The following is a 21,524-nucleotide window of genomic DNA, read 5'->3' on the forward strand; positions in this document are numbered from 1 at the left end:
TTCTAATAACTAGAGATGGGCTTTTTTCTCCTAAAATAAGATTACAGAGTTACAATTAAACAAAAATTAAGGATTCTAATGTAATCTGTGTTATTTATGGCCAATTATAACTATCGAACTTCCAGACAAAAAAGTATTCAGGATGAGATTTAGCCGATGAAATCTAACCTTATGTCATATCTATTACTAACAGTTCGATCTTTTCATAAGGAAATCATTTTTCTTTTCAATGAGCGTAAAGTCATATCATTTTACTTAATAATATAATTGATTCAACTATTTTACCTACGTGCAACAAATCCATTGGAATAGTAATAGAATCTTTATATTATTCTAGCGTTCTAGTATATTAGAACCTGTTTCAAATAACCGATATTGATAGTGGGAGCAAGGTCTCATTCCACAGTATTCTGTTTTGATTAATTATTTGTTTGACCATTTTCTCATCCATTGTAGCAGGTTGATAATGGATCCGACTAGTTCTTGACCCTTTGGAGTAAGCCTATATTCAACTCGTGGAGGGATCTCATTAAATGATTGCCTGTTTAAGATACCACTTTTTTCTAACTCTTTTAATCGTATTGTGAGGGTCTTACTGCTGAAACCTTTCATTGACTTTCTAAACGTTAAGTATCTTACAGGGTTTGTAGAACAACAAAGCGGCATTAATATTTCTAACGTTCCTCTTTTAGTAATTATATTTCTCAATTGAGATGTTTCTTTCATTAAACTTTCAACATCATAACCGTAGAAATTGCAAGGATTATTATCGTCCTCAAGTATTGGTAGCTTCGATGATTTTAGTATTGCTTTATTAGGTCTGTTTTCTGTGGGTTTCTGTGATTTCACTTACTTTACTATTTTACTCTTACCAATTTATATAGTTTACCTGGTAAACTATAGGTAATGAGTAAACAATCAAATATAAAAAACAAGATTAAAGAGCAATATGGAAAAATAGCATTGGCGGATGGTTCACTATCATGTTGCTCTTCTTCTGCAGGATGTTGCGGTAGTAGTGAGACAGTAGTATCACCAATAGAATCATCTGAAACACTTGGGTACAATCTAAACAATTTGAATTCCATTCCACAGTCATCTATCTTAGGTTTAGGTTGTGGTAATCCATCCACCTTTGCTCATCTTAAAGAAGGAGATGTAGTGGTAGATCTCGGTTCTGGGGCAGGTATTGATGTGTTTATAGCTGCAAACATAGTCAAAGACAAAGGTAATGTCATCGGAATTGATATGACAGACGGTATGTTAGTAAAGGCAAGAAAGAACGCTGAAATAAACGGCTATCATAATGTAGAGTTTAGAAAGGGTGATATCGAGCAAAAAATCCCAGTAGATGATAGTTCTGTAGATGTTGTTATTAGCAATTGTGTTATTAACTTGACAGAAGACAAACTTAACACATTCAAAGAAATACACAGGATCTTAAAGCCAAATGGAATAGGAAGATTAGTAATATCTGATGTAATTACTTCAAGAGAGATAGAAAAATCGTTAATCAACGAGGTTAATTGGTGTGGATGTGTTGATGGCGCTTTAACAAAAGAGAACTACTTGAATAACATAAGAAAGGCTGGATTTGCCAATATTGAAATCTTAGAAGAAAGACCAGGTAACGTAGTCGAGGATTATAATGAACATAGTGAAAAGGAAACCAGAAATATAACAAGCATTACTGTAAAGGCTATCAAAAATTAAATGTGAGAATATGAACTTTCTATACAAACCAAATGAGTATTCAGAGGAACCCTTTTTTATTTTTTAGATATTTGTCTTATAGTTTACGTAATTTCACTTAGTTTACCCAGCTTCTCTTACCAACTTAAATAGTTTTTCTAGTAAACCTGTATGTATGGATGAACAATTGCATTTAAAAGAAAAAATTAAAGAGCAATATGGAAAAATTGCCATTGATGGCAATTCCAATTCTTGTTGTATGCCCTCTAGTGATTGCTGCGATACGTCACCTGAGGTTCTCATCTCACCATTTCAATCATCTAAGGCTGTTGGGTATGATTCTGACAATTTGAAGTTAATTCCTGAATCTTCCGCATTAGGAGTAGGGTGTGGAAATCCTACTAGGTTTGCAGATATTCATGAAGGCAATACAGTAGTTGATTTAGGTTCAGGAGCAGGTATCGACGTATTTCTTGCAGCAAATTTGGTGAAAGAAAGTGGAAAGGTCATTGGAATCGATATGACAGAAAATATGCTCAATAAAGCAACAGATAACGCTAAAAAACATAGGTATACAAATGTTGAATTCAGACAAGGAGATATTGAGCAAAGAATACCTGTTGAAGATAATTCTGTTGACGTAGTTATTAGCAACTGTGTTATTAATCTGACAACAAACAAAGAAAATACATTTAGAGAAATTTACCGAATTCTTAAATCAGAAGGAAAAGGGAAAATGGTTATATCAGAATCTAATTACGTCTAAGGAAATAGATCTAAATTCTGTTAATACAGAGAGTTGGTGCAGTTGTATTGATGGTGCCATGACAAAAGAAAACTACATTGACAGTATTAAAAAAGCTGGATTTACTGATGTTGAGTTACTAGATGAAAAACTATACCTGGAACTAGAAACAGACGAAGAAGGCCAAGAAAAAAGACAAATCACCAGTATTTCCATTAAGGCTGTAAAAGAGTAAAAAAATAAGAGAATAAGTGATTAATATGAAATTTTCATTTGGTAAACGAGATCATTACAATGTAACGAAAACTGTTCTCTTTGTTTGCATTCAAAATGCTGGAAGAAGCCAGATGGCGGAGGGTTTCTTTAGAAAGTATGCTCCAAAAGCATTCGAAACTATTAGTGCAGGTACAGTTCCTACTTCTCAAATTAATCCGATTGCAGTAGATGTTATGAAAGAGGTTGGAATAGACATCAGCAGTCAAAAGCCTAAAGATTTGACAGAAGATATGATGCGAAATGCAACAACCATAATCAATATGGGTTGTATGGACGATAAATACTGTCCTGCATTATTTATACCAAAAGTTATAGACTGGGGTATTGAAGATCCAAAAGACAAGCCGATAGAGAAAGTGAGACAAATAAGAGATGAAATTGAAAAAAGAGTATTGGAAATAATTGACTCTGCCAGAGACAATAAAATTCCAATTTAAGATAATTGCACTTTATGTCGTTCAGTTAAGTGAATCCAAGTAACTCCTAGTAAATAATCATGTCAAAGGAATCTACTTTTGAATCTGTAGTTAGCAAGCTATCTACTAATCAAAAAAGGTTTATCGCAGAACTGGTGGGAACGTTTGTCGTTGTTGTTTTAGCTACAGGTTCGGTAGTTATTAATGCAAAGTTAAATGGTATTCTTGGACTACCATTTGTTGCATTTGCTCCTTTTGTGGGCGTTGTAATAGGTGTATATCTTTTTGGAAAAATCTCTATGGCACATTTTAATCCTGCTGTATCTGTAGGGTTTTTGATAACAAAGCATATCACAAGAACGCTCATCGCTTTGTATCTCTCGGCTGAAGTTATCGGTGCTTTTCTAGCAAGTCTTTTTGTAAGTATTATGATAGGCAAAGAGGCAAACATAGGAGCTAATGCACCTAATTATTCATACCCTTTACCTTTAATATTTGGAATTGAAGTTTTAGCATCAGCTCTTTTAATGGCGGTAATACTCACTGTTGTTTATACAAAAGGTTTGAAAGGATTCGGCGGTATCGCTATTGGAGGTATTGTTGGACTAGATATTTTATTTTTGGCTTTTATATCTGGTGCATCTATGAATCCTGCTCGTTCACTAGCCCCTGCTGTGTTATCAGGTGTATTGACAGATCTATGGCTATACTGGACTGCAACATTTATTGGTACATCAGCGATAGCATTGCTATATAGAAAGAAAATAGTTGGTCGTTAAATTAGATTAATTCAAATAAGTAATTTCAAACTTAGATCTTCTTTTCAGATGACATATAATTTTAATAAATATATTAATACCGTCTATAGAAACAATAATTCGAATTTTAAAAGTTCTACTTTATTCAGAAACTTGGTCATTCAATGCTGTTACGAATTAAGAGAATAAAGAAACTAAAGAATATTTGTGTTTGTATAGATCTTGTCTCCTTTTAGTCTGTTCCCCAAGGATTATCAATGACAAACCGCCAAGTTCCATCAGCTTGTTGACGCAAAACATCGGCAGATTTGGCTGATATGTTAACAGGGTTGCCATCAGGTCCTGTTCCATTAAATGACCATTCAGTTGTTACCAGAGCAAGATCGCTTGCTTGAAGCACTCTCTTTACCTTTAGCTCTAACTTACCCTTTAGATCAATGAAACCCCGAAGACTTTGACTAATAGATGCTGGGTTCTTAGCAAGCTGTCCTGGTTGGGTTGCGAAACATGCATCTGTTTCATAGAGGGTCATCAAGGACTCGAGATTTCCTGTGTTTATACCTATAACGACTGAATTTAGGACTTCTTCTGGTGTTGTTGCTTTATTGATATTAAAGTTGGGTATTAGTTTACTCATTACCTATAGTTTACCAGATAAACTATATAAATTGGTAAGAGTAAAATAGTAAAGTAATAGTAAAAGAGGAAACTACATGAATGATGTTTCAAACCCCATTTTTTATATTTAAACACATTCATGACGTATACTAAAAGAAAATATTTGATCCCTTAGTTTAGTATATTTAAGATTATGACCTTCATCTGAAACACCATTATTAAAATTTTTACCTGTGGTATAATTTTGGGTTTAACCTAGTGTGTATTAAAAGAAAACCATTGACAAGTCGGCTCTGTTCACTTAAGTATTTGACTAACAGTAATCTTTATCATAATGTATGTTCACTGTAATTTCCTAGGAAAACATCTCTGAATTATACGAATAAATTATTGCCAAATTTATTGGAAACATTTTGAGAGCACTTTAGATGGTAGAAATTATAGAATAATTTCCTTAAATGAACAAATCCGACTAGAAGGATTAAATTAATTAAAGAGTAGATTCAAAAAACTACTAATTATTGATATTCATTAATTATAAACTAAAGTATTGTCTTGACGTCTACTAAAAGAGTATCTTAAGGCCTCAAAGGATAAAATCCCATACACGACGCTTTTTAAAGTATTGTAAACACTCAAGATTGTGAGAGGATATCAAAAACTTACAATAGTAACAGCAGCATTAGGATTAGTAATCCCTTTTATCGGACTTTTCTTGTATTTCTTTATCAATAGTGTCATAGGAATTCCTGTTCTAGGCCTATTTTTAGGAGAGGCTCTACTTATTGCCATTGCAATCATAGCAATAAATATTGGTGCAATCATAGCAGCTTTTAAAGTAAAAAACACAAAAATCGTTGGTATAACTTTAATCGCTTGTGGAATATTGCTATTTTTGGTTATCCAGTTTTTTGCCATTCCAAGTCTGGTATTATATGTAATAGCAGGAGTTCTTGCGTTAAGGGAAAAAAATTCAACAAATGTAAAGGCAACCTTTTCCTGTGAAACATGCGGACAAACTTTTGACTCAATACAGGGTTTAAAGGAACATTCTAGCATCACACACTATAAATAATTACTAAACCTTTATAGCCATAGCCTATAGGAAGACTCTTCTATTATTGAATTTATCCTCTTGGCAACACAATATGACATGCGCCGTTCCTAAAGGACGGCGCTAAATTATAGCTACATGAAAATACCGCTGGTCAAAAAGATCTATTAGATTCGATTTTACATTTTTTTTATACTACGTATCTAAAGGCTGATTCAGTAAAGCCTACTTTCGTCTTTATAGAGTAATCATTGATTGCTTCCATCTAGATAATACCTTTCAACAATTTGATATTAGCAGATTCAAATTTACATGTTAACATCAGTTAGTGGAAATACCAAAGTAGAACGAACTAAATTTACAATGGGAATATAGATAGACTGACTATTGTCTCCAATGGCATTTGTAAATTTGTAATTTGATGTCATTTTATTTAATTCAATAAACTTTGTAGAAGGTTTTTCTTCCAAGATAAAATAGTGAGCAACGACTCCTCCAACCATCCCTGTGTGGACAAATAAGATTTCTTTATCTTTATATTTAATAGAATAAAGCATCGGTGTTATAGCCATAAAAGACTGCGACGTGTAAAGTACTACATTTAGTAAATCCCTTAGATTTTCATACTGGAGGTAAGTAGTAAACCATTCGCCTTGAGACACACTTCAATTAAAATGTGTTATATTTCTTAAATATTTCTTAAATATCTATTTGGTTTGAATTGACCATATTTTCATTGATATAATTAAAGGTCCCATTAGTTGTGATAGTAGTTACAACGACTCTAATAATTACTCTGTCCATAGAGCTTATCTACCATATTTCATTTTTATAAGAAATGGCAACAAAATAATAAGTTTGGATAGTCCATTATTAATCGTAAACAAATATTTGTTAAAATTTCGACATTAAAACTAACATACGGATACAGATCTTATATAGTTGGTGACATTTTTAGTTACCATGTGATTCTGAATAAGGATTATAGTACTCGCCGCCTTAAGGCGGTGCAGTGATCAATGTCTATCTGCCAATTACCCACTACGTCGGCTGCTTTTTCAATAATGTTTTTATCTGGATTCTATTTAATCTCTTTTTCATTCGGTGTCCACACAGAACATATACCATGCGGTGCTATTTCGTTCGACAAATTTCCATTAATATCCTGTCCTTCGTCAGTTACGATCGCACAATGATTTGGCTTTATAAAATATATGCAGTTATAACAGAAATAGCCCGTATGTGTATCGGAATTTTTAAAATTGATCAACTCCATATATCCTGAACGAGCCTTTGTTAGTTTATTCAGTTTAGTTGCGTCTTGCGGTATTTTTTGCGCAGATGTAAAATTAGAAGATACACTCATGAGCATAAATGTGAAACATACCTTAAATAGGCTATATTTAATAAGCTAAAATACGATTCTCGTCATCGATATTGATAATAGCTTCTATGTAACTTCTAAATCCTCTTTTTATCGATGATAAATAAAAATGAGATTTCAAGTAATTTACTACTTCTGTCAGTTGCTAGTATGTTAGCCTTATCGGGGCTTATTTATTATACATCCTCAAGTGAAGTATTCGCCCAAGCAAATCCTTTTAGTGATAACAATACTGCTGGCGTGGATGTACAGCCAAATATCAATGCTGAAAACATTTTTAATACCAAAACAATGACTTTGGGTAACAACATAAAAAATCTTGTCATCCTTATTCCAAATGATGGTCATCATGCTGCTGGCGAAGATAACGAATCCAGATTTTTGGATCAATACTTTGTAACGGAAAGTGCTATAGTCAACACGGGAACTACGGTTCAATGGTTTAGTGGTGATACAGGTCACGAACGCACTATAGACGTAAAGGATACAGACGGAAGCACATCATTATTTAATACTGGAGAAATCGTTGATAGTCAAGCATCAACCCCCCTTTACCTTTAGCAAACCTGGTGTGTTCAACTATGAAGCAGAAGGCGACCCAGGCGTAACAATGACTGGTTCGGTCACTGTAGGCGATATCCAATCACCAGTAACATCATCTAGGTCATCCACCTCAAATTCAAGTTCAGGTAGTATTAACACCGTAGGAATTTTAATGGTTCCAACACAAGATATAGATGACTGTATTCAACAAATAACTAGTGCAGGAATTGCAGTCGACAATACTTTTGACTTTAAAGACTTGAGAAGCGGACAAAAGAGTACAGGTGATACACAAACATTAATTGTATGGACCACAGCTGGCAAGGATTTAAGCCAAACATTTTCATTCTTAAGTGATCTTTCTGCAGATTTGCCGTATAGTTGACAAACTATACTCTATCTTATTTGACATTAACATCCAAGTTGGATTTAAAACTAACTCAGGATTATCATCCTGAAAATTTTTATTAGTATATCAGGAATGGTAACAACTAGGAGTAAAATTACCATATTAAGTATTAAATAATAAACGCATCGTATGTGCATCTAAAGTATTTGAAATAATATAATTCGTTATTTTTAATCATTTATCCTATCGAAATTCTTAAAGCATTAGATTGACAATTATTACATCTAGAAAAGTATTTTTCAACTCTTCCAGATGTAAACACCAAGCCTAAATGATGCATTCTTTATTAAGGCTTATACGCTAAAAACATTATAGTTAATAAGATAGAAGGTTTTGAATAACAATACAGGCAATCTTCTTCCGCAGTCTATATCATATGGAGAATCAGCAATAACTACCACATCAATCCTCGGATTGGTTTTTACCGCCTTAAAACAATTTTGTCTTATTTTGCAGAATCAAAAATTGATATGCAGAATCGGGAAGTATACTGAGAAAAATTCTAAAAGTGATAGTGATATATTACACTTTATCAATTGAGCACTCGCAAAGTTCCCGTTCTATTAATATTGTTGCGACCTCACAATTCAAACTTAACATCAATATATCTGATTTATGAGTAGACTAACTTTCAAATAGTGATAGTTAAGATGTGTCGTCGCCAATTTATTCACAAAATCATTAGCAATATTTTTGACATTGTTAACAGTAACAATACTGTCATTAATCACTTCAAATAAAAATTGTTTATTCAAACTAATCTTGAATATATCATACGTTTTTCATATTGTCAAAGTTAAAATACAACTTAAAAATCGAAGTTAAATACTACAATCTTCTATAGAAATTGATGAATTCAAAAACATTAACAATAGGTATCATAGCAATTTCTGCCCTTATGCTAGCAGCAGTAAGTGGGTCAGTATCTGAACAATCTTTTGCAAAGTCAGTAAGTGAATGTACAAACCATGGTGGCCACAATTCCGAGGGATCGTGTTCAGGATCTGATAATAACAAGAAATGTGAAGAAACCCACGCTGGAAATAGCTTTAACTCTAAGGTAAAGAGCTCAGACTCAGATTGTTAATTTAGATTAACAACAAACCAATTTTTTTCCTTAATGTATCAACTCATCAGAAAAAATTTCTCGATTCTAATTGTAATCTAGTTAAATAAACTTTGAAGAAAATTCTATAAAATGACAAGGCCCTATACCATGTAGTCCAAGACCTTGAGGGACGAAAATGTCGTCAGGTTAAGCTCACCTAACATACTTGAAATTATTATGGTACTTTTTTTGTAGAGGGTTTCTATTATCAGTTATAGTTCGTAGTATAATGTCCCTATTCGGCCAATGAATCAGTGACACTAATGACTCAAATAAGGCAAATATAGGATCCCTGTCTGATCTTATGGAAAAGGGGCGGCGACCCCAAATTAAACATAACAAAATCAGAACAATGGACTACATATACTAACCCTCAATTACAATTTCAAATGGATTATTCAGAAAAAGATTAACTTACATATTGCTGTGGACCGTTCTGCGATTTAGGTTTCCTTCAGTCCAGATCTATATTTCAGTTTGAGAACAAACATAATGTTTCTAGCTGGTAAAGATAGTGGATCAGTAAAGTAGTGGTATTTCAGATTGAAAGTGTCGTGGTGATTTAGATCCGTCGAGATAAATGGTATCAAAGGTACTACTTTGATTGTTTACACTTTTGTCCTGAGTCACTTTCGCAGAATTCCTTTGCTGCCTTGTTTATATTGTCTCCAAAACCTTCGTTAAAATTTTTACATCCTCCGGTGTCTTTTGTACATCCTATAGTTCTTTGTACACTTCCATCCTCACTTTCATAAGTTTTGGACTTTAAGTCACGGTCCGCAGACACTTGTTTTAGCAATGGAACAACTGCAAGACCTATTGTTGTTAGAATTACAATAGTTATCGCCAAAACTGTAAATGATTTGTTATTCATTTTAATGATCATTAATTATAGATATCAATAGCCGGTACCGTCGCCTTCACCGCCAGCGCATGTGGGATCACAGATCTTCATTCCTTCTTTTGGCTCTGTTATGTTAACAAGTAATCTTACTACCTCTCTAGGAGTAAAGAATTCACCACCTCTCTTCTTCGTTTGGTCTGCAAACTCTTCCAAAAGATATTCATAAGCATCTCCAAAGATATCCTCCTTTTCTAAATCTCCATTTCGAAGTCTTGGAGAATTAAAATGTGAGATTAATGCTCTGAGTTTATCATCAGGGTATTTTCTATTTATCATTGTATACAAAGGGACAAAAATACTAATAAGCAAATCATATTAAGATAATATCTTGACAGAAAAGCATTTTACAAAAGATGATGCCAGAAGAATAGGCGAGTCTTTAGGTATTGGTTGGACTAGGTTTGACGTAGAGCAATTTAGAATGGGGTTAGACGTAGAATTAGAACACGGAAGTCACGAATTATCAACGAATGTAACAAATGATGATGAAACAACAACTGGAAAGATTGCACTAGCACATCTAAATGAATTTCCTGATTATTATACGCGATTGCAAAAAATGGAAAGTCAAGCAAAAGAAGAGCAGTCATAGAACCAAATAATGTTAAAATTTTATTTCAAAATAGACTATCTGATAATATAGTAATTCTTCATGTTTTTTATGAGACATTTATACTAGTTTTCTATACTTTTCAGATAAAAAAGATATTGAATAAATAATTTTTTTATAAAAAAGCGTTACGGCTAAACATTTCAAAGAATATGTAGTTATTAAACCGACAGACAAAAGCCGAATTTTATTATCGTGGCTCACTACTGTTATATTTAATAATTGAACCCAAAATTATAGTCAAACTTGACATGGGCCCAAGGGGGTTTGAACCCCTGACCTACCGGTTATGAGCCGGTCGCTCTACCAGGCTAAGCTATGGGCCCATTCATTTTAGTTTAAAAATGAAATGAGTGTATAAAGGTTTTGTTTATAAATATCTAAACCTCAATATTTTGTTCCACATATTTGCTGTAAACCGAATCTAATAAATTATTCTGGGCGGTCAAAGATATTTTTACAGCATTTAGTATTTCCTTGTGTTTATCTTCTGAGCACTCGTTTAGTATATTCTCCCAAACTTTGGCATGATAGATATCAACTTCTTTATGGATAGTAAAATAGCGATGAGAATCATCGTCAACTTTATTATAAAATTCTTTCAGCCCCTTGCTCTTCGTTTCGCTAATCTGTGGTAATTCTTTTTCAAAAGCATATAGACTTGCAACTCCTTCTTCAAAAGAGGCTTTAGAGATTGTTAATAAGCTGTCTACAGCCTTTCTCGTCGATGGTTCTCCAGAATAGTCTTTTAAATCTTCAGATTTTACATTTAATGACGATGCAAATCTAATCCATGGTTCAATATGGTCTCTTTCTTCAGCCAAATTACTTCTGATTATATTATCATACTTTTCACTCTTGTTGTTGATGAGTGTATTCTCAACAAGATGTGGCACATTTTTCACCAATTGATAATATTCTTTTGAATATCCAGCTAAATGATCTAGAGTAAGTTTACCTTCTTGCCACATCTGGTAAAACTTATGCTTTAACAAACTACTTTTTTCAATCTCAGCATTAATTTGATCCATTAAAAGAGTCATACAATCTAATTCTGACATTTTTCCATAATAAACATTATGCCTTCGTTAGCGTGTGTATTACATTTAATGAGATGATAGTTACCTTCTGCAATGAGTTTACTAAGGCCATCGCTAACTTTTGTGCTGGAATGCTAATGTTAACCCCCACTGGATTCTCAAGTATTATACGAATAGGGGGTACCGTTGGATCTCCTTGTCTTAAACGTCTAGACTTCGAATTAGAAATGATTATTCTTTGGCTTCCATTACCTTGCTCTATATTCATCTCCGGAGCTACAGGAGTATTTGTACTCGAACCCTTGCTTTGAGTATTAGTATCTGAAGGATAACTAACGCCATTTTGTCCAATTGAGGAATTCTGAGTTTGATTCTAATTGTGAAACGTTTCCTCCAACTTTAGAGTTATTACTAGACATAGAATTTCACTTATAAAAGTTAGAAAGGAATGGAGCAGAAAGCTATGTTAGATTACCGTACTGATTGAACTAGAAATGAGGATAGGCAATGGTCTTTACAAAAGTGTATGGAGCAGCTTATTCCTCATTCCTAGGAAATGACGTTCATTATGCTCCTTGGATGGTTGATTGAGCAAATAGATATGAATAAAATAGTATTTAACGATAATAATAAAAGAACCATAGATTTGGAACTTATCAATAATGGTTTTAAGAATGAGCAAATGTATTAAATATTTTGTCTGTTTTTCCCTTTTTGGGTTTTGTCGATTCGGATCTAGATTATCGGTTGTATGATATGTATGATCATCTACCAAAACAACGTTAATCCAAGTTTTAGTTGTCTTGATATTATTATTTTAAACCTGAAACCGATGGTTTCTATAATACCATCATGTTATGGATACTTGAGTCACTCTGAGTGACTCGGTATAATAACAAAAAAGTGAATTGTTAATTACTGATCGGAAGTTTGAATGGCCCCCGACATGAATATTTATGATAAATAAGCACACTTGAAAAGAGACAATAAATTTTACAGGCTAAACCATCATTTCCCAATATCTAAATAATCAAAACGGTCATATGTGATTTCAGAATCTATTTGTAGCAATTAAACTTGCAACAAGTTTAATAGCCTGTATTCTTCGGCTTCTAAAATAATTCTTAAAGGCATTTTATAAATCAAACATTTATTGTATTTAAGTGGAATACCAACATCAATGATGAATTTTTGAACTTACAAAAAATAATTGCTATAGTATTGATTGCATTAACTACCTTAAAGCCCCCATCGTGAAAAATTTATAGGTTAAAATACAAATATTCACATTTAACACATTGAATTTTTTTGGGTTTGTTATATCCAAAAGGCTGCAATACTGTACATTTAGCTAACTCACAATCTTGACACAACACACGACACCCGAACTTATCCTTAATTCGATTATTTTTTTTCAGAGAGGTTATAGTAAGATATCTTTTGTCATCATTCAATGCTTCTTCCAAGAAGCGTATGCTATTTTCATCATATTTTGACACGACAATATCAGAATCTATTTGTGGAGGTTCTAGTCTCTTGCTCAATATTTAGATATGAGAGTACATATACTTAGATTTTCCTTATCAGTGTAAAATCCAGCATGGAAAGAATTAATTATTCACGATGGGCTCAATCTTTCGATAAGTATAGTAGAGAAAACAAACTCGATAGTAAAATCTACAAATAAAAAGGATTTTATAATATCTATAAAATACTCAAATTGAAGCTCCGGTGGTGTAGTAGCAATAAAAGCTGCACAATCCGGTCAAGCATTGCGGCCTTTCGAGTCGCAGATCCCGGGTTCAAATCCCGGCCGGAGCATCGGTGATTTTGAGTTCTGAGACCATTTTGAGGAGATTTAAGAGTTTTTCATTGAGACATAATCTTTATACAGTTTTTCATTTACAGTATACGTTTTTTATCAAAGTGGATATTACAGTTTGCGCATACATATCCTATCTTTTTGAAGGCTCTTGACTACCAGAGCGGGTATAGGTTGAATTGAGGCCTTTATTACAAAAAGTATATCTGGTCATCTATGGCAATTAATTCGTCTTCTGGATCTTTAAAGATTTTGTTATTTGGGATTACGATTCAAACGCCGCAATGCTTGACCGGATTGTGCAGCTTTTATTGCTACTACACCACCGGAGATTCATCAAACACCCGTCCAAATAGACCTATCAAGCTAAACCCCAGTTGTAGCCACTTTGCTATCAAGAACTAGAGTCATTGGATTTTGAACTGCTAGCCGACATATTGTAACAAAACAACATGTTGCAGAATGTTTCTGTTTGTTTCGGTGTCATTATAGAGAGGACGACACCACGTAGAATATGATGAATTGGGGACAGACATCAACAGGGAGAAAAGTCAGACATCGGATGAAAGTTCTTTTGCAAAATCTAACCTCTTTCTGATCAGGCATCTTCACTTTCTTTCATAGGATTGAGAAACTTGTTTTTACCTTGAAGATATAGAATTCAGAGTTTGATAACATGATGACAGAGATTCTCGAAGTACTAATGAATAAACTTTTTCGATTAAAATGGGGTCCGAGGTTAGAAAGAGATGTATCAATTTTTAATAGTATCCTTCCCAACAGACACATGTTGCTAGTGTTTTATAAATAAATTTCTCTAATAGTATATAGATGGAAAATACCTCTGAAGACATCAAGCGTCTGACCCACAGATTTGTCAAGATTTTAATTGAAAGTACAGGTAGTGAATTGAACGTGCCAGTAAAATTTGTTGATATCTATAATAATGCTTGTAGAAGTCGAGGAGGCAGTAATGACAAATACGAATCAACCACAGAGATGAGACAGCATGTTCGAGATAACTTGATGAAAAATGGTTACATCTTTGTAGACACAAAAGACGTTGACTCTATCAATCTAACTCAAAAGGCCATAGATGAATACTCAGGTTATTAGAAGACTAGAAAGACGAAATGAATTTGTATCATTGTTATGTATATATGCATTATTAGATATTACGAAGACACAAAAGACACTACAAGAAAAACTCGATGAACTTGAAATATTTTGCGATACTAAAGGATATACTTCATGAGAGATACAGGGTGAGGGTCAGGCATTAAAGATATTAATAGATAAACCAGATTCTTACAAATAACGAGATTTACATTTTTCCTTTTTTTAGGTTAACGACTTAATGCATTCTGTAATTTGACCATATGAATATGTGAATTGCCTAATTCCTCACTACGCATAGTTACACTGCGTAATGGTTAAATCATATGATTATCTTATCTTATCCAATGGGTCGAAGCATTCCTTCGTTTAGACACTTAATTGAACTCGAGCGGTTGAATTGGTCCGAATTTAGGAAAGGGCTACCATCCAAGGATGAGAAAGAAACGTTTAATAGCATATTCGAAAACGCTAAGTTGTATACACAATATCTATCTAATGCCAACAGACCAATTCCTATAGAGCCTATTATGAGGGGCGCTTTGTTCCATAACTATAAAACGCTTTTGAAGTTGTGTAAAGAGGAGGATAATGTCACTGAAGAATCCATAGAACAGAAATTGGTTGTATTGGAAAGAGAGAAACCATTAGTTAAAGCGTTGTTTGATAATACTTGCGAAAGGTGGCGCGGTCTGCTATACGCCTTTCATAAAGATGATAGAGAACAGTTGTTAAAAATGTTAGTTGATTGTTGTTGTGGTCTGGACGATGGGGCGACCCAGATGTTAATCGACAAAGTTTCAGAGTCTACCATTTCTGTTCTGTTCTTTATCTGTCTTATCTTGCAGAATCAAAACTGATAAACGGAATTAAAAAGTCCACAGTGAAAGCCACCAAAACTGATGTTAATATGTTAGACTTTATCGATTAACTCTAACTGAGGGTTCAAGGTTTATGACATTGTTGCGGCCACATCTCGAACTCTACGTCAATATTTCTAATTTGTCAACATGAAAATGTTAAAAGTTATGGTAAAGACGTGCCGTCGCCAAAACTTTTGAAATGTTTATCTCAACAATAAGATATCGCAATCAAGCAAACTAGATCGTTTTACATCTATAGATAATGCATGGTTTATAATGGATTTCATAACCATTTACAGGCTTTAAATTAGTGTAGACACTATGTGAGCAATTTTCTTATAGTTATTGAGAAAGGTAGAAAAACCCTGTAAGAAGTTTCCGAGTCAATTAAAGCATTCTTATGAGTATTAAAAATGGCGGGCCACAAATTGGTACTTACCGACTGATAAAAGATAAAATGTGCTATAGCTATATCGCTTAACACGAACCCCAGTATATCATCTTATATAAATATAAAGAAGGGATGACAGGGCTTTTGGATTTACCAATGTTTATTAGGGTAAAAAACCCATTATAGAAATTACAATGCAATCTCTAGATGATTTTGCCAAATCCGATCTAGATAAATTGGAAAGGTTGGCAGACAACTTTGAATGGGTACATAAACAACACGACAATCTTAAGGAAAAATATGATAATCAATACGTTGCCATTAAGGATAAAAGGATAGTAGATACGGATAACGACCATGATAGATTAGTAAATAGAATGAATATTACAAACTATGATGAGTCTATCGCGATAGAATATATCTACAATTAAATACTATTTCTAAAATTACGGAGTACGAGATATACTAACATTCTTTCCTCATGCGGAATTTTTGTTAGATACGGAATATTCATTCATGCGTTCTGACCATCTCACCCTTTCAAGTTCGGTATTTTTTTGATTGTCTTAATTACACCCAAGATCATTATCCTTTTTATATATAACACTGGCAAAGATATCAAAATTCACTTTGTTAACCTTATGGACGTAACATGTTCAGGTATAGACATTCTTTTCCGTTGTATCTTCTATGTTACTATTAGACATCCACATATGAACAAGCCCACTAATTCATGATTCTACAACCTCGTAATATAGCCGTCGCCAAAACTTTTGATACTTAACGGTCAAATACAAATCACTTTTCTTATCCCAAAAAGTTCCTCAATTTGAGAAATATATTAAGAGATAAATATTTGACGAATGTTGAAACTGACTAGCGTTGAAGAATACTGTTGAAATTGGGCTGGCAAAAAAAAGAGGAATATATATGCAAGAACTTCTCCAAATGGAACAACATTTCTTACCACCGATCCCAATGGATCTGATATGAATACTTTAAACTTTCTACCCCTCTTTGACAAACCATTATTAAGACGGCTGATAGAAACTGTTCGTTGAGCAAGATCCCTTTAGATTTGTCAATATCTAATTAAATATAAATTCTTTACCCTAGCTTGTTGTCATGGTTAGTAACCGACAACTTTGTTTCAGATTCATTCTGGCCAACCGGTAGGGTAAACATGTTCTTCAGGATAGATATTGTTGGTAGAGCAGAGTTTAATTATATGGGTCCCCAGATCACTCAAACGTATTGGCTTTAGCAATACTTCATTGATTTTGCCCTCTCCGAATTCATCCTCAAGCAGCATGTCTTTCATATAATATTCCGATAATATAAGAATAGGAACCTTGGAATTGATTGTTCTAATCCTCTTTGCAAGTTCCAGACCATTCATAAACGGTAAATCCCAATCTAAAAGTACCAGTGCATATCTACCTTGGTTTTGTTCATAATGCTCCAAAGCTGTTAACGGATTAGCGAAAATGATCGAATCAATTTCGAATCTTGTTAAATACAATTTGTAAATATGTGACAGATCTCGTTCATCTTCAACTATCATAATAGACAATGGCGGCGACATTCTGTCGAATATTACTATTAAGGTTTATAACTATCGTTGTTTTCTCGTGACATACTAGTTGATCACACCTTCCGCAAAAGCTTCTTTTCGACAAAATAGATAATACAATCTTGTAGCATTCCAACAAATTCTAAATCAGTAGTAGATTCTACTACTATCCTAGATTAATCATGGTTTATAATGGCATTTAAACCCACTTATAGGTTTAGAATGCTAGGCTGACTTTATTTAATAATAGTGACCTGGATTTTTGGCTCCGTAAGAAGATATCTGCAAATTTTGTGATTCTTTCATTAAACTCCTTTCTAGTTCAGATATGAAGGTAGGTTAAACTTTTCTTAATCAATTCTAATATGATCAGATATGTCATAAATAGTTCAAATACTTGTTAAAATTTGAACAAATTTCAACTCTTTGGATTGTTATAGCTAAGATATGTCAATAGTTTTATGTAACAAAGAACTAGAAGATAAATAGGTATGTAAAGTGAATATTAACATATCAGAATCCGATCGAGATTTTGCAAAATATGAAAAGTTGAAGGATAATTTTGATTGGTTTTATTCTAATTATGATGAATTGAAAAGAGATTATAGCAATCGGTATGTTGCAGTCAAAGGAAAAAGACCAATAGATAACGATTGCGATCTAGAACGATTGGTAAAGAGATTGAACATATGCAACTGTGAAGAATCAATTGCAATCGAATATGTATGTAAGCTGACTTAATATACTTATAATGCAGACAATTCTCTGTTTTGATGAATAAACTTCTTTCAATGACAATAATGGCTATAGTAACAACTGGTCTTTTGTCAGTATCTGCAATAGGATTGTTACAACCTGAAAGTGCAGTTTCAGATAATGCTAACCTGGTAGGACAAATAGTAAGTAAAGATGGATCTAGTAGTAACCAAGGTTATATGCAATCTTGCAAACAATCCAGTTCAGCTAACGAATGTGCAACCGGACCAACCAATAACGGAGAATATACATCTAACTTAGCTAAATCCACTAACGGCCCCAATTAATCTAAGTTAAAAAAAACCAATAAAACCCTTTTTTATGGAAACTATACCCATACATACCTTAAAATTATCTAAAAACAAGATAAAACTTGAACATTTTCTGGCTTTTAATATTTCATTTTCGGTCTTTCGTTCTCATTTTTGGGATAGTAAATACAATTTGAACTCGGGAACGTTCCCCTTTCTAATCTCAATTCATAAAACAGGTTCCTACAAACGCTATAGTCTTGGATACTTTCCTAGCAGACGGCGAAATAATCTACATTCAACCCCGCTCTTAGCTGATTGGTTTCCGGTACAAACAAAGCAGCAAAGGAAGAATTAGCAGCCAAAGTATAATCTGCAATAATCTAAGCACATGAAAACAACAAAAACTCCAATCTGTTTTAGATGTAGAAAAATAAAAATCTAAAACTTGAAATATTTTTTTATAGAGATTTGCCTAGATTTTCAAAAGTTTTTACTATCAGGCTGTCCTTGTCACCATACATGAATTCAACCCTTTGCACTCCCTTGATACCGTGAAATACTGCATATTCAGATACAAATTGTTCACAACCTTGTCTAATTTCCTGAAATGAGGACCCGGTTCCAACAAACTCTAAATAAATATCACTTCTTCTCGTTACTGCTACTTTAACCTTTACAGTTAGAGTTATTTCAAATGCCATATTTTTTATCCTGAGAGAAGAGATTAGAGGCGAAAGTATTTGTTTGTTTGTTTGTTTATATTAGAACCTACTAGGAAGGGTTGGTATATAACCTTGTCTTGATGAATTCTTTCCAGTCCATACTTTGTTTTGGTAGTGCTTCACCCAACTTGATTTTCGAAAGCGGTTGATCGATATATGACGGTAGAGCCACAATTTTTGATATCTTTTAATTAGGAAACGGATGGAATGCTCCAGGCTTTGTTTACAAGGTCAACATATTCACAAGGATTCTGTTCGGTATCTCTAACAATTTTTTTGTTTTTACTTTTTATCCATTTGGTTCTTCACGATTCCCCCCAATTGCTGCTCCTACGGCGGATAATCTACCTATGATTGCGTTTGTTGTTTGACCTGCTATTTGTTCTATTTGTTCTGTTGTTGCGATAATGTTGTCTGTTGGGGTTGGTTTTAACAGTGATGGGTAGTAAAGTTCTTATTATTAAAACACCGCCCAAACTTTCAACTAAATCAATTGAGAAATCGATGGGCATCTAGATATAGCAATATTAGACCTTACGTCTCTAAATACGCAGTAAATCTTCAAATAGATATTCGGTTTGCTGAGGAATGAAAAATATATTACATTGACATTATGAGTTAGACCGCCACTACGTAACTAGTCATAATATCATATATATAATTAGTAACACCTTTACCTCAAAAGTAATAACAAACACTTTGTTTCTTCGTTTCAATTTCCATTTTGAGCTAACATTTGAACCTTCTCATGTAGACTTTAAAATATTTCTTTAACCCTTATGAAACAAGATTTCAGATTAGCAATACAATTTTTGTCCATGTATGGCTAATTTTTCGAAACTTTCACAGGTCAAAGGGTTGATCACTTCGCAAATTCATTGCAGTCACGATTTCACTTTGTTCCTTGAGAGACTAATAAGAGATGGATTAATTACATCGTCTCCAAAACTACATTAGTTGCTAGAGAAGAATTCTTAGCCTTCCTAACCTTGGAAGTGACTAAATGTCTAAAAACTAATAGAGATTAATTAGATCATTTCTTTCTCTACTCTAATATGTCTGGCTAGAGTAACCTTTAGTTCAATCAACTCTGGAGTAGTAAACATAGATAGTAAAACATGATTGTCCATTGGTTCTTTATTGATCTGAATCTCCTTAGCTATCCTATTGTTTCTACCGGATCCTTCTCTCTTTATAATGGACAACTGAATCCCAAGTTGTGCAAAATTGAAACTTCCGAAAGGTAGTTTTGAAGTAAGGTATTTACAATCTTCAGCTAATCTAATCCTTGACTCCCTTTCAGATATCATATTAAAAGTCATTATATCCTTAAGTATAATTTGGTTTGAAATGTTTCTTTAATAGTAATTTTAAATGAATTTTTTAAGGTACAAAGACATTCCTCAATTATAGCCCATATGCCCACTAACTGACAATTTAATAGGGGAGAAATTGTTAAGTCATGAGATACAAGGTTTTGGTCTTGTTTTTAATACGTTTTTTATAGTAGGTATTATCTACTTCTCAAGCATATCAGAATTATGTCGTTTTTTTATTTCTGCGAATCTCTCAAACGATTAGTATAGATGCCTCATCTCCAAAACTTTTGTAAGGTAATTTGGAGATTGTATCTAGTTTGCAGTTATTTTGTATTCCAAAAATTTGCAAAACCTCTATCATTTAGTAACCATATGTCATGATGTACTTTTAAACAAATTTCGACTTTACAATTTTGTCCCTTGGAAAAAGATATGGACTCTATTGTCCATGTAGATTAAGACCAGTATTCTCACTGGAGGACAGATCCCCAGAATTACAAGAATCTATGATAGTAGCATTTGGTGGGGCATAACAATATGAACCTTGCATAGAGCTTTGGGAACTAGTTATAGATCGATCTTCACCACTATCACTGCTACTAACATCGAATTCCACATAGGCATACGATATGTTAGTAGAAATAATGGATATTGAGATCGCTATAAAGATGACTAGTATGGATATGCTAATTTGTTTCTTTATGTGAATTATTCTCATTAATGATATTATTCCTGTATCCTATATCGAGATTATGTTACATTAAACTGAATTTGTCTTACATTAATTTGGTACCGAAAGCAGGCAGATAATTAATGTAGTTTTATCTATTTGCAAATTCAGCATCAATGTCATATACAAAACATATATTTATGAATATTGTCTTAGGCCCTTTTGTCATGATTTAGGAAAAGGCATAAATCCACGCACTTTGGTAATATTTTTCATTCACTCGTGAGATCTAACAGATATATAATCTTCTAGGAAGCAGCATAGAAGACCGGCTTAGAAATATTGTTTTTTGCCATAAAAGAACCACGACACCCGATCATATTGAAAATTGAGTATGATTAATGAAATATACACTCCATTCAACTCCCTGCCCGTCATTTTCAATCCTGAAGACAGAACTTAAGATGAAATTTAACTATTT

The 21,524-nt window shown here is 33.3% G+C and carries 29 protein-coding genes and 2 tRNA genes; 17 read left to right on the forward strand and 14 right to left on the reverse strand.

The annotated features are described in order from the left end of the window. Positions 1–423 precede the first annotated feature (423 nt). Positions 424–849, reverse strand: a complete 426-nt coding sequence (locus AAGU22_RS08630) for a winged helix-turn-helix transcriptional regulator (protein WP_458718720.1) — start codon at positions 847–849, stop codon at positions 424–426. Between the two features lie 57 nt (positions 850–906). On the opposite strand from AAGU22_RS08630, the gene arsM reads away from it, so the two are divergent. From arsM to AAGU22_RS08655, 5 genes are all read left to right on the forward strand, one after another. After that, complete coding sequence (gene arsM / locus AAGU22_RS08635) at positions 907–1,713, forward strand: arsenite methyltransferase (protein WP_458718721.1); 807 nt, start codon at positions 907–909, stop codon at positions 1,711–1,713. A gap of 154 nt (positions 1,714–1,867) precedes the next feature. Next, entirely contained in the window at positions 1,868–2,458 is a 591-nt protein-coding gene (locus tag AAGU22_RS08640; RefSeq protein ID WP_458718722.1) for a methyltransferase domain-containing protein, read from the forward strand. 58 nt (positions 2,459–2,516) lie between these two features. Beyond that, positions 2,517–2,672, forward strand: a complete 156-nt coding sequence (locus AAGU22_RS08645) for a hypothetical protein (protein ID WP_458718723.1) — start codon at positions 2,517–2,519, stop codon at positions 2,670–2,672. A 25-nt stretch (positions 2,673–2,697) separates the two neighbouring features. Further along, on the forward strand, positions 2,698–3,150 hold the full coding sequence (locus AAGU22_RS08650) for an arsenate reductase ArsC (protein ID WP_458718724.1): 453 nt from the start codon (positions 2,698–2,700) through the stop codon (positions 3,148–3,150). Positions 3,151–3,209: 59 nt separating this feature from the next. Beyond that, positions 3,210–3,908: an MIP/aquaporin family protein gene (locus AAGU22_RS08655; RefSeq protein WP_458718725.1), complete on the forward strand. Its 699-nt coding sequence runs from the start codon at positions 3,210–3,212 to the stop codon at positions 3,906–3,908. A gap of 211 nt (positions 3,909–4,119) precedes the next feature. Here AAGU22_RS08655 and AAGU22_RS08660 read toward each other — a convergent pair whose 3' ends face one another. Beyond that, positions 4,120–4,524 (reverse strand): YybH family protein, encoded by a 405-nt coding sequence (locus AAGU22_RS08660; RefSeq protein WP_458718726.1) that lies wholly within the window; start codon positions 4,522–4,524, stop codon positions 4,120–4,122. A gap of 624 nt (positions 4,525–5,148) precedes the next feature. Between AAGU22_RS08660 and AAGU22_RS08665 the strand changes: the two genes are divergently transcribed. After that, positions 5,149–5,580 carry a hypothetical protein gene (locus tag AAGU22_RS08665; RefSeq protein ID WP_458718727.1) on the forward strand — a complete coding sequence of 144 codons (432 nt, stop codon included), beginning with the start codon at positions 5,149–5,151 and terminating at the stop codon, positions 5,578–5,580. 287 nt (positions 5,581–5,867) lie between these two features. Here AAGU22_RS08665 and AAGU22_RS08670 read toward each other — a convergent pair whose 3' ends face one another. Beyond that, complete coding sequence (locus AAGU22_RS08670) at positions 5,868–6,221, reverse strand: hypothetical protein (protein WP_458718661.1); 354 nt, start codon at positions 6,219–6,221, stop codon at positions 5,868–5,870. Positions 6,222–6,640: 419 nt separating this feature from the next. Then, a complete protein-coding gene (locus AAGU22_RS08675; RefSeq protein WP_458718728.1) occupies positions 6,641–6,925 on the reverse strand; it encodes a hypothetical protein in 285 nt (94 codons plus the stop codon). 114 nt (positions 6,926–7,039) lie between these two features. On the opposite strand from AAGU22_RS08675, the gene AAGU22_RS08680 reads away from it, so the two are divergent. From AAGU22_RS08680 to AAGU22_RS08695, 4 genes are all read left to right on the forward strand, one after another. After that, complete coding sequence (locus AAGU22_RS08680) at positions 7,040–7,504, forward strand: hypothetical protein (protein ID WP_458718729.1); 465 nt, start codon at positions 7,040–7,042, stop codon at positions 7,502–7,504. Next, entirely contained in the window at positions 7,470–7,871 is a 402-nt protein-coding gene (locus AAGU22_RS08685) for a hypothetical protein (protein ID WP_458718730.1), read from the forward strand. The genes AAGU22_RS08680 and AAGU22_RS08685 overlap by 35 nt, the downstream gene beginning before the upstream one ends. A gap of 357 nt (positions 7,872–8,228) precedes the next feature. After that, on the forward strand, positions 8,229–8,435 hold the full coding sequence (locus AAGU22_RS08690) for a hypothetical protein (protein ID WP_458718731.1): 207 nt from the start codon (positions 8,229–8,231) through the stop codon (positions 8,433–8,435). A gap of 310 nt (positions 8,436–8,745) precedes the next feature. Continuing rightward, positions 8,746–8,982 carry a hypothetical protein gene (locus AAGU22_RS08695; RefSeq protein ID WP_458718732.1) on the forward strand — a complete coding sequence of 79 codons (237 nt, stop codon included), beginning with the start codon at positions 8,746–8,748 and terminating at the stop codon, positions 8,980–8,982. Positions 8,983–9,598: 616 nt separating this feature from the next. Here the strand turns inward: AAGU22_RS08695 and AAGU22_RS08700 are convergent. Both AAGU22_RS08700 and AAGU22_RS08705 read right to left on the reverse strand, forming a co-directional pair. Further along, positions 9,599–9,877 (reverse strand): hypothetical protein, encoded by a 279-nt coding sequence (locus AAGU22_RS08700; RefSeq protein WP_458718733.1) that lies wholly within the window; start codon positions 9,875–9,877, stop codon positions 9,599–9,601. 24 nt (positions 9,878–9,901) lie between these two features. Then, on the reverse strand, positions 9,902–10,183 hold the full coding sequence (locus tag AAGU22_RS08705; RefSeq protein WP_458718734.1) for an HsdM family class I SAM-dependent methyltransferase: 282 nt from the start codon (positions 10,181–10,183) through the stop codon (positions 9,902–9,904). 52 nt (positions 10,184–10,235) lie between these two features. Between AAGU22_RS08705 and AAGU22_RS08710 the strand changes: the two genes are divergently transcribed. After that, complete coding sequence (locus tag AAGU22_RS08710; RefSeq protein ID WP_458718735.1) at positions 10,236–10,499, forward strand: DUF5661 family protein; 264 nt, start codon at positions 10,236–10,238, stop codon at positions 10,497–10,499. A gap of 270 nt (positions 10,500–10,769) precedes the next feature. On the opposite strand, the gene AAGU22_RS08715 is transcribed toward AAGU22_RS08710, so the two are convergent. The 4 genes from AAGU22_RS08715 to AAGU22_RS08730 all read right to left on the reverse strand — a co-directional run bounded on the left by AAGU22_RS08715 (position 10,770) and on the right by AAGU22_RS08730 (position 13,101). Beyond that, positions 10,770–10,843: transfer RNA gene (locus AAGU22_RS08715), tRNA-Ile, on the reverse strand. A gap of 54 nt (positions 10,844–10,897) precedes the next feature. Continuing rightward, on the reverse strand, positions 10,898–11,578 hold the full coding sequence (locus tag AAGU22_RS08720) for a TenA family transcriptional regulator (protein ID WP_458718736.1): 681 nt from the start codon (positions 11,576–11,578) through the stop codon (positions 10,898–10,900). Positions 11,579–11,594: 16 nt separating this feature from the next. Further along, on the reverse strand, positions 11,595–11,825 hold the full coding sequence (locus AAGU22_RS08725) for a hypothetical protein (RefSeq protein ID WP_458718737.1): 231 nt from the start codon (positions 11,823–11,825) through the stop codon (positions 11,595–11,597). 994 nt (positions 11,826–12,819) lie between these two features. Next, positions 12,820–13,101, reverse strand: coding sequence for a hypothetical protein (locus AAGU22_RS08730; protein WP_458718738.1), 282 nt, complete (start codon positions 13,099–13,101; stop codon positions 12,820–12,822). A gap of 181 nt (positions 13,102–13,282) precedes the next feature. On the opposite strand from AAGU22_RS08730, the gene AAGU22_RS08735 reads away from it, so the two are divergent. The 4 genes from AAGU22_RS08735 to AAGU22_RS08750 all read left to right on the forward strand — a co-directional run bounded on the left by AAGU22_RS08735 (position 13,283) and on the right by AAGU22_RS08750 (position 16,180). Continuing rightward, a tRNA-Glu gene (locus AAGU22_RS08735) sits at positions 13,283–13,378 on the forward strand. A gap of 832 nt (positions 13,379–14,210) precedes the next feature. Further along, positions 14,211–14,495, forward strand: a complete 285-nt coding sequence (locus AAGU22_RS08740) for a hypothetical protein (protein WP_458718739.1) — start codon at positions 14,211–14,213, stop codon at positions 14,493–14,495. A 347-nt stretch (positions 14,496–14,842) separates the two neighbouring features. Then, positions 14,843–15,355, forward strand: coding sequence for a hypothetical protein (locus AAGU22_RS08745; RefSeq protein ID WP_458718740.1), 513 nt, complete (start codon positions 14,843–14,845; stop codon positions 15,353–15,355). 588 nt (positions 15,356–15,943) lie between these two features. Further along, complete coding sequence (locus AAGU22_RS08750) at positions 15,944–16,180, forward strand: DUF5678 domain-containing protein (protein ID WP_458718741.1); 237 nt, start codon at positions 15,944–15,946, stop codon at positions 16,178–16,180. A 725-nt stretch (positions 16,181–16,905) separates the two neighbouring features. Here AAGU22_RS08750 and AAGU22_RS08755 read toward each other — a convergent pair. Continuing rightward, on the reverse strand, positions 16,906–17,313 hold the full coding sequence (locus AAGU22_RS08755) for a response regulator (RefSeq protein WP_458718742.1): 408 nt from the start codon (positions 17,311–17,313) through the stop codon (positions 16,906–16,908). A 507-nt stretch (positions 17,314–17,820) separates the two neighbouring features. Between AAGU22_RS08755 and AAGU22_RS08760 the strand changes: the two genes are divergently transcribed. Beyond that, positions 17,821–18,063, forward strand: a complete 243-nt coding sequence (locus AAGU22_RS08760; protein WP_458718743.1) for a hypothetical protein — start codon at positions 17,821–17,823, stop codon at positions 18,061–18,063. A gap of 32 nt (positions 18,064–18,095) precedes the next feature. Beyond that, complete coding sequence (locus tag AAGU22_RS08765) at positions 18,096–18,365, forward strand: hypothetical protein (protein ID WP_458718744.1); 270 nt, start codon at positions 18,096–18,098, stop codon at positions 18,363–18,365. Positions 18,366–18,790: 425 nt separating this feature from the next. On the opposite strand, the gene AAGU22_RS08770 is transcribed toward AAGU22_RS08765, so the two are convergent. The 3 genes from AAGU22_RS08770 to AAGU22_RS08780 all read right to left on the reverse strand — a co-directional run bounded on the left by AAGU22_RS08770 (position 18,791) and on the right by AAGU22_RS08780 (position 21,091). Beyond that, positions 18,791–19,033: a hypothetical protein gene (locus AAGU22_RS08770; RefSeq protein ID WP_458718745.1), complete on the reverse strand. Its 243-nt coding sequence runs from the start codon at positions 19,031–19,033 to the stop codon at positions 18,791–18,793. 1,049 nt (positions 19,034–20,082) lie between these two features. Continuing rightward, complete coding sequence (locus AAGU22_RS08775; RefSeq protein ID WP_458718746.1) at positions 20,083–20,376, reverse strand: hypothetical protein; 294 nt, start codon at positions 20,374–20,376, stop codon at positions 20,083–20,085. A 436-nt stretch (positions 20,377–20,812) separates the two neighbouring features. After that, entirely contained in the window at positions 20,813–21,091 is a 279-nt protein-coding gene (locus AAGU22_RS08780) for a hypothetical protein (RefSeq protein ID WP_458718747.1), read from the reverse strand. Between the last annotated feature and the right edge of the window lie 433 nt (positions 21,092–21,524).

This window comes from Candidatus Nitrosocosmicus sp. R, assembly GCF_054408505.1.

Excerpts from the sequence above, each read along its gene's own strand:
- arsM (WP_458718721.1), top strand. The coding sequence starts at position 907 with ATGAGTAAACAATCAAATATAAAAAACAAGATTAAAGAGCAATATGGA.
- AAGU22_RS08640 (WP_458718722.1), top strand. The coding sequence starts at position 1,868 with ATGGATGAACAATTGCATTTAAAAGAAAAAATTAAAGAGCAATATGGA.
- AAGU22_RS08645 (WP_458718723.1), top strand. The coding sequence starts at position 2,517 with ATGACAAAAGAAAACTACATTGACAGTATTAAAAAAGCTGGATTTACT.
- AAGU22_RS08650 (WP_458718724.1), top strand. The coding sequence starts at position 2,698 with ATGAAATTTTCATTTGGTAAACGAGATCATTACAATGTAACGAAAACT.
- AAGU22_RS08655 (WP_458718725.1), top strand. The coding sequence starts at position 3,210 with ATGTCAAAGGAATCTACTTTTGAATCTGTAGTTAGCAAGCTATCTACT.
- AAGU22_RS08660 (WP_458718726.1), bottom strand. The coding sequence starts at position 4,524 with ATGAGTAAACTAATACCCAACTTTAATATCAATAAAGCAACAACACCA.
- AAGU22_RS08675 (WP_458718728.1), bottom strand. The coding sequence starts at position 6,925 with ATGAGTGTATCTTCTAATTTTACATCTGCGCAAAAAATACCGCAAGAC.
- AAGU22_RS08680 (WP_458718729.1), top strand. The coding sequence starts at position 7,040 with ATGATAAATAAAAATGAGATTTCAAGTAATTTACTACTTCTGTCAGTT.
- AAGU22_RS08695 (WP_458718732.1), top strand. The coding sequence starts at position 8,746 with ATGAATTCAAAAACATTAACAATAGGTATCATAGCAATTTCTGCCCTT.
- AAGU22_RS08700 (WP_458718733.1), bottom strand. The coding sequence starts at position 9,877 with ATGAATAACAAATCATTTACAGTTTTGGCGATAACTATTGTAATTCTA.
- AAGU22_RS08705 (WP_458718734.1), bottom strand. The coding sequence starts at position 10,183 with ATGATAAATAGAAAATACCCTGATGATAAACTCAGAGCATTAATCTCA.
- AAGU22_RS08720 (WP_458718736.1), bottom strand. The coding sequence starts at position 11,578 with ATGTCAGAATTAGATTGTATGACTCTTTTAATGGATCAAATTAATGCT.
- AAGU22_RS08725 (WP_458718737.1), bottom strand. The coding sequence starts at position 11,825 with ATGAATATAGAGCAAGGTAATGGAAGCCAAAGAATAATCATTTCTAAT.
- AAGU22_RS08740 (WP_458718739.1), top strand. The coding sequence starts at position 14,211 with ATGGAAAATACCTCTGAAGACATCAAGCGTCTGACCCACAGATTTGTC.
- AAGU22_RS08745 (WP_458718740.1), top strand. The coding sequence starts at position 14,843 with ATGGGTCGAAGCATTCCTTCGTTTAGACACTTAATTGAACTCGAGCGG.
- AAGU22_RS08750 (WP_458718741.1), top strand. The coding sequence starts at position 15,944 with ATGCAATCTCTAGATGATTTTGCCAAATCCGATCTAGATAAATTGGAA.
- AAGU22_RS08755 (WP_458718742.1), bottom strand. The coding sequence starts at position 17,313 with ATGATAGTTGAAGATGAACGAGATCTGTCACATATTTACAAATTGTAT.
- AAGU22_RS08765 (WP_458718744.1), top strand. The coding sequence starts at position 18,096 with ATGAATAAACTTCTTTCAATGACAATAATGGCTATAGTAACAACTGGT.
- AAGU22_RS08770 (WP_458718745.1), bottom strand. The coding sequence starts at position 19,033 with ATGGCATTTGAAATAACTCTAACTGTAAAGGTTAAAGTAGCAGTAACG.
- AAGU22_RS08775 (WP_458718746.1), bottom strand. The coding sequence starts at position 20,376 with ATGACTTTTAATATGATATCTGAAAGGGAGTCAAGGATTAGATTAGCT.
- AAGU22_RS08780 (WP_458718747.1), bottom strand. The coding sequence starts at position 21,091 with ATGAGAATAATTCACATAAAGAAACAAATTAGCATATCCATACTAGTC.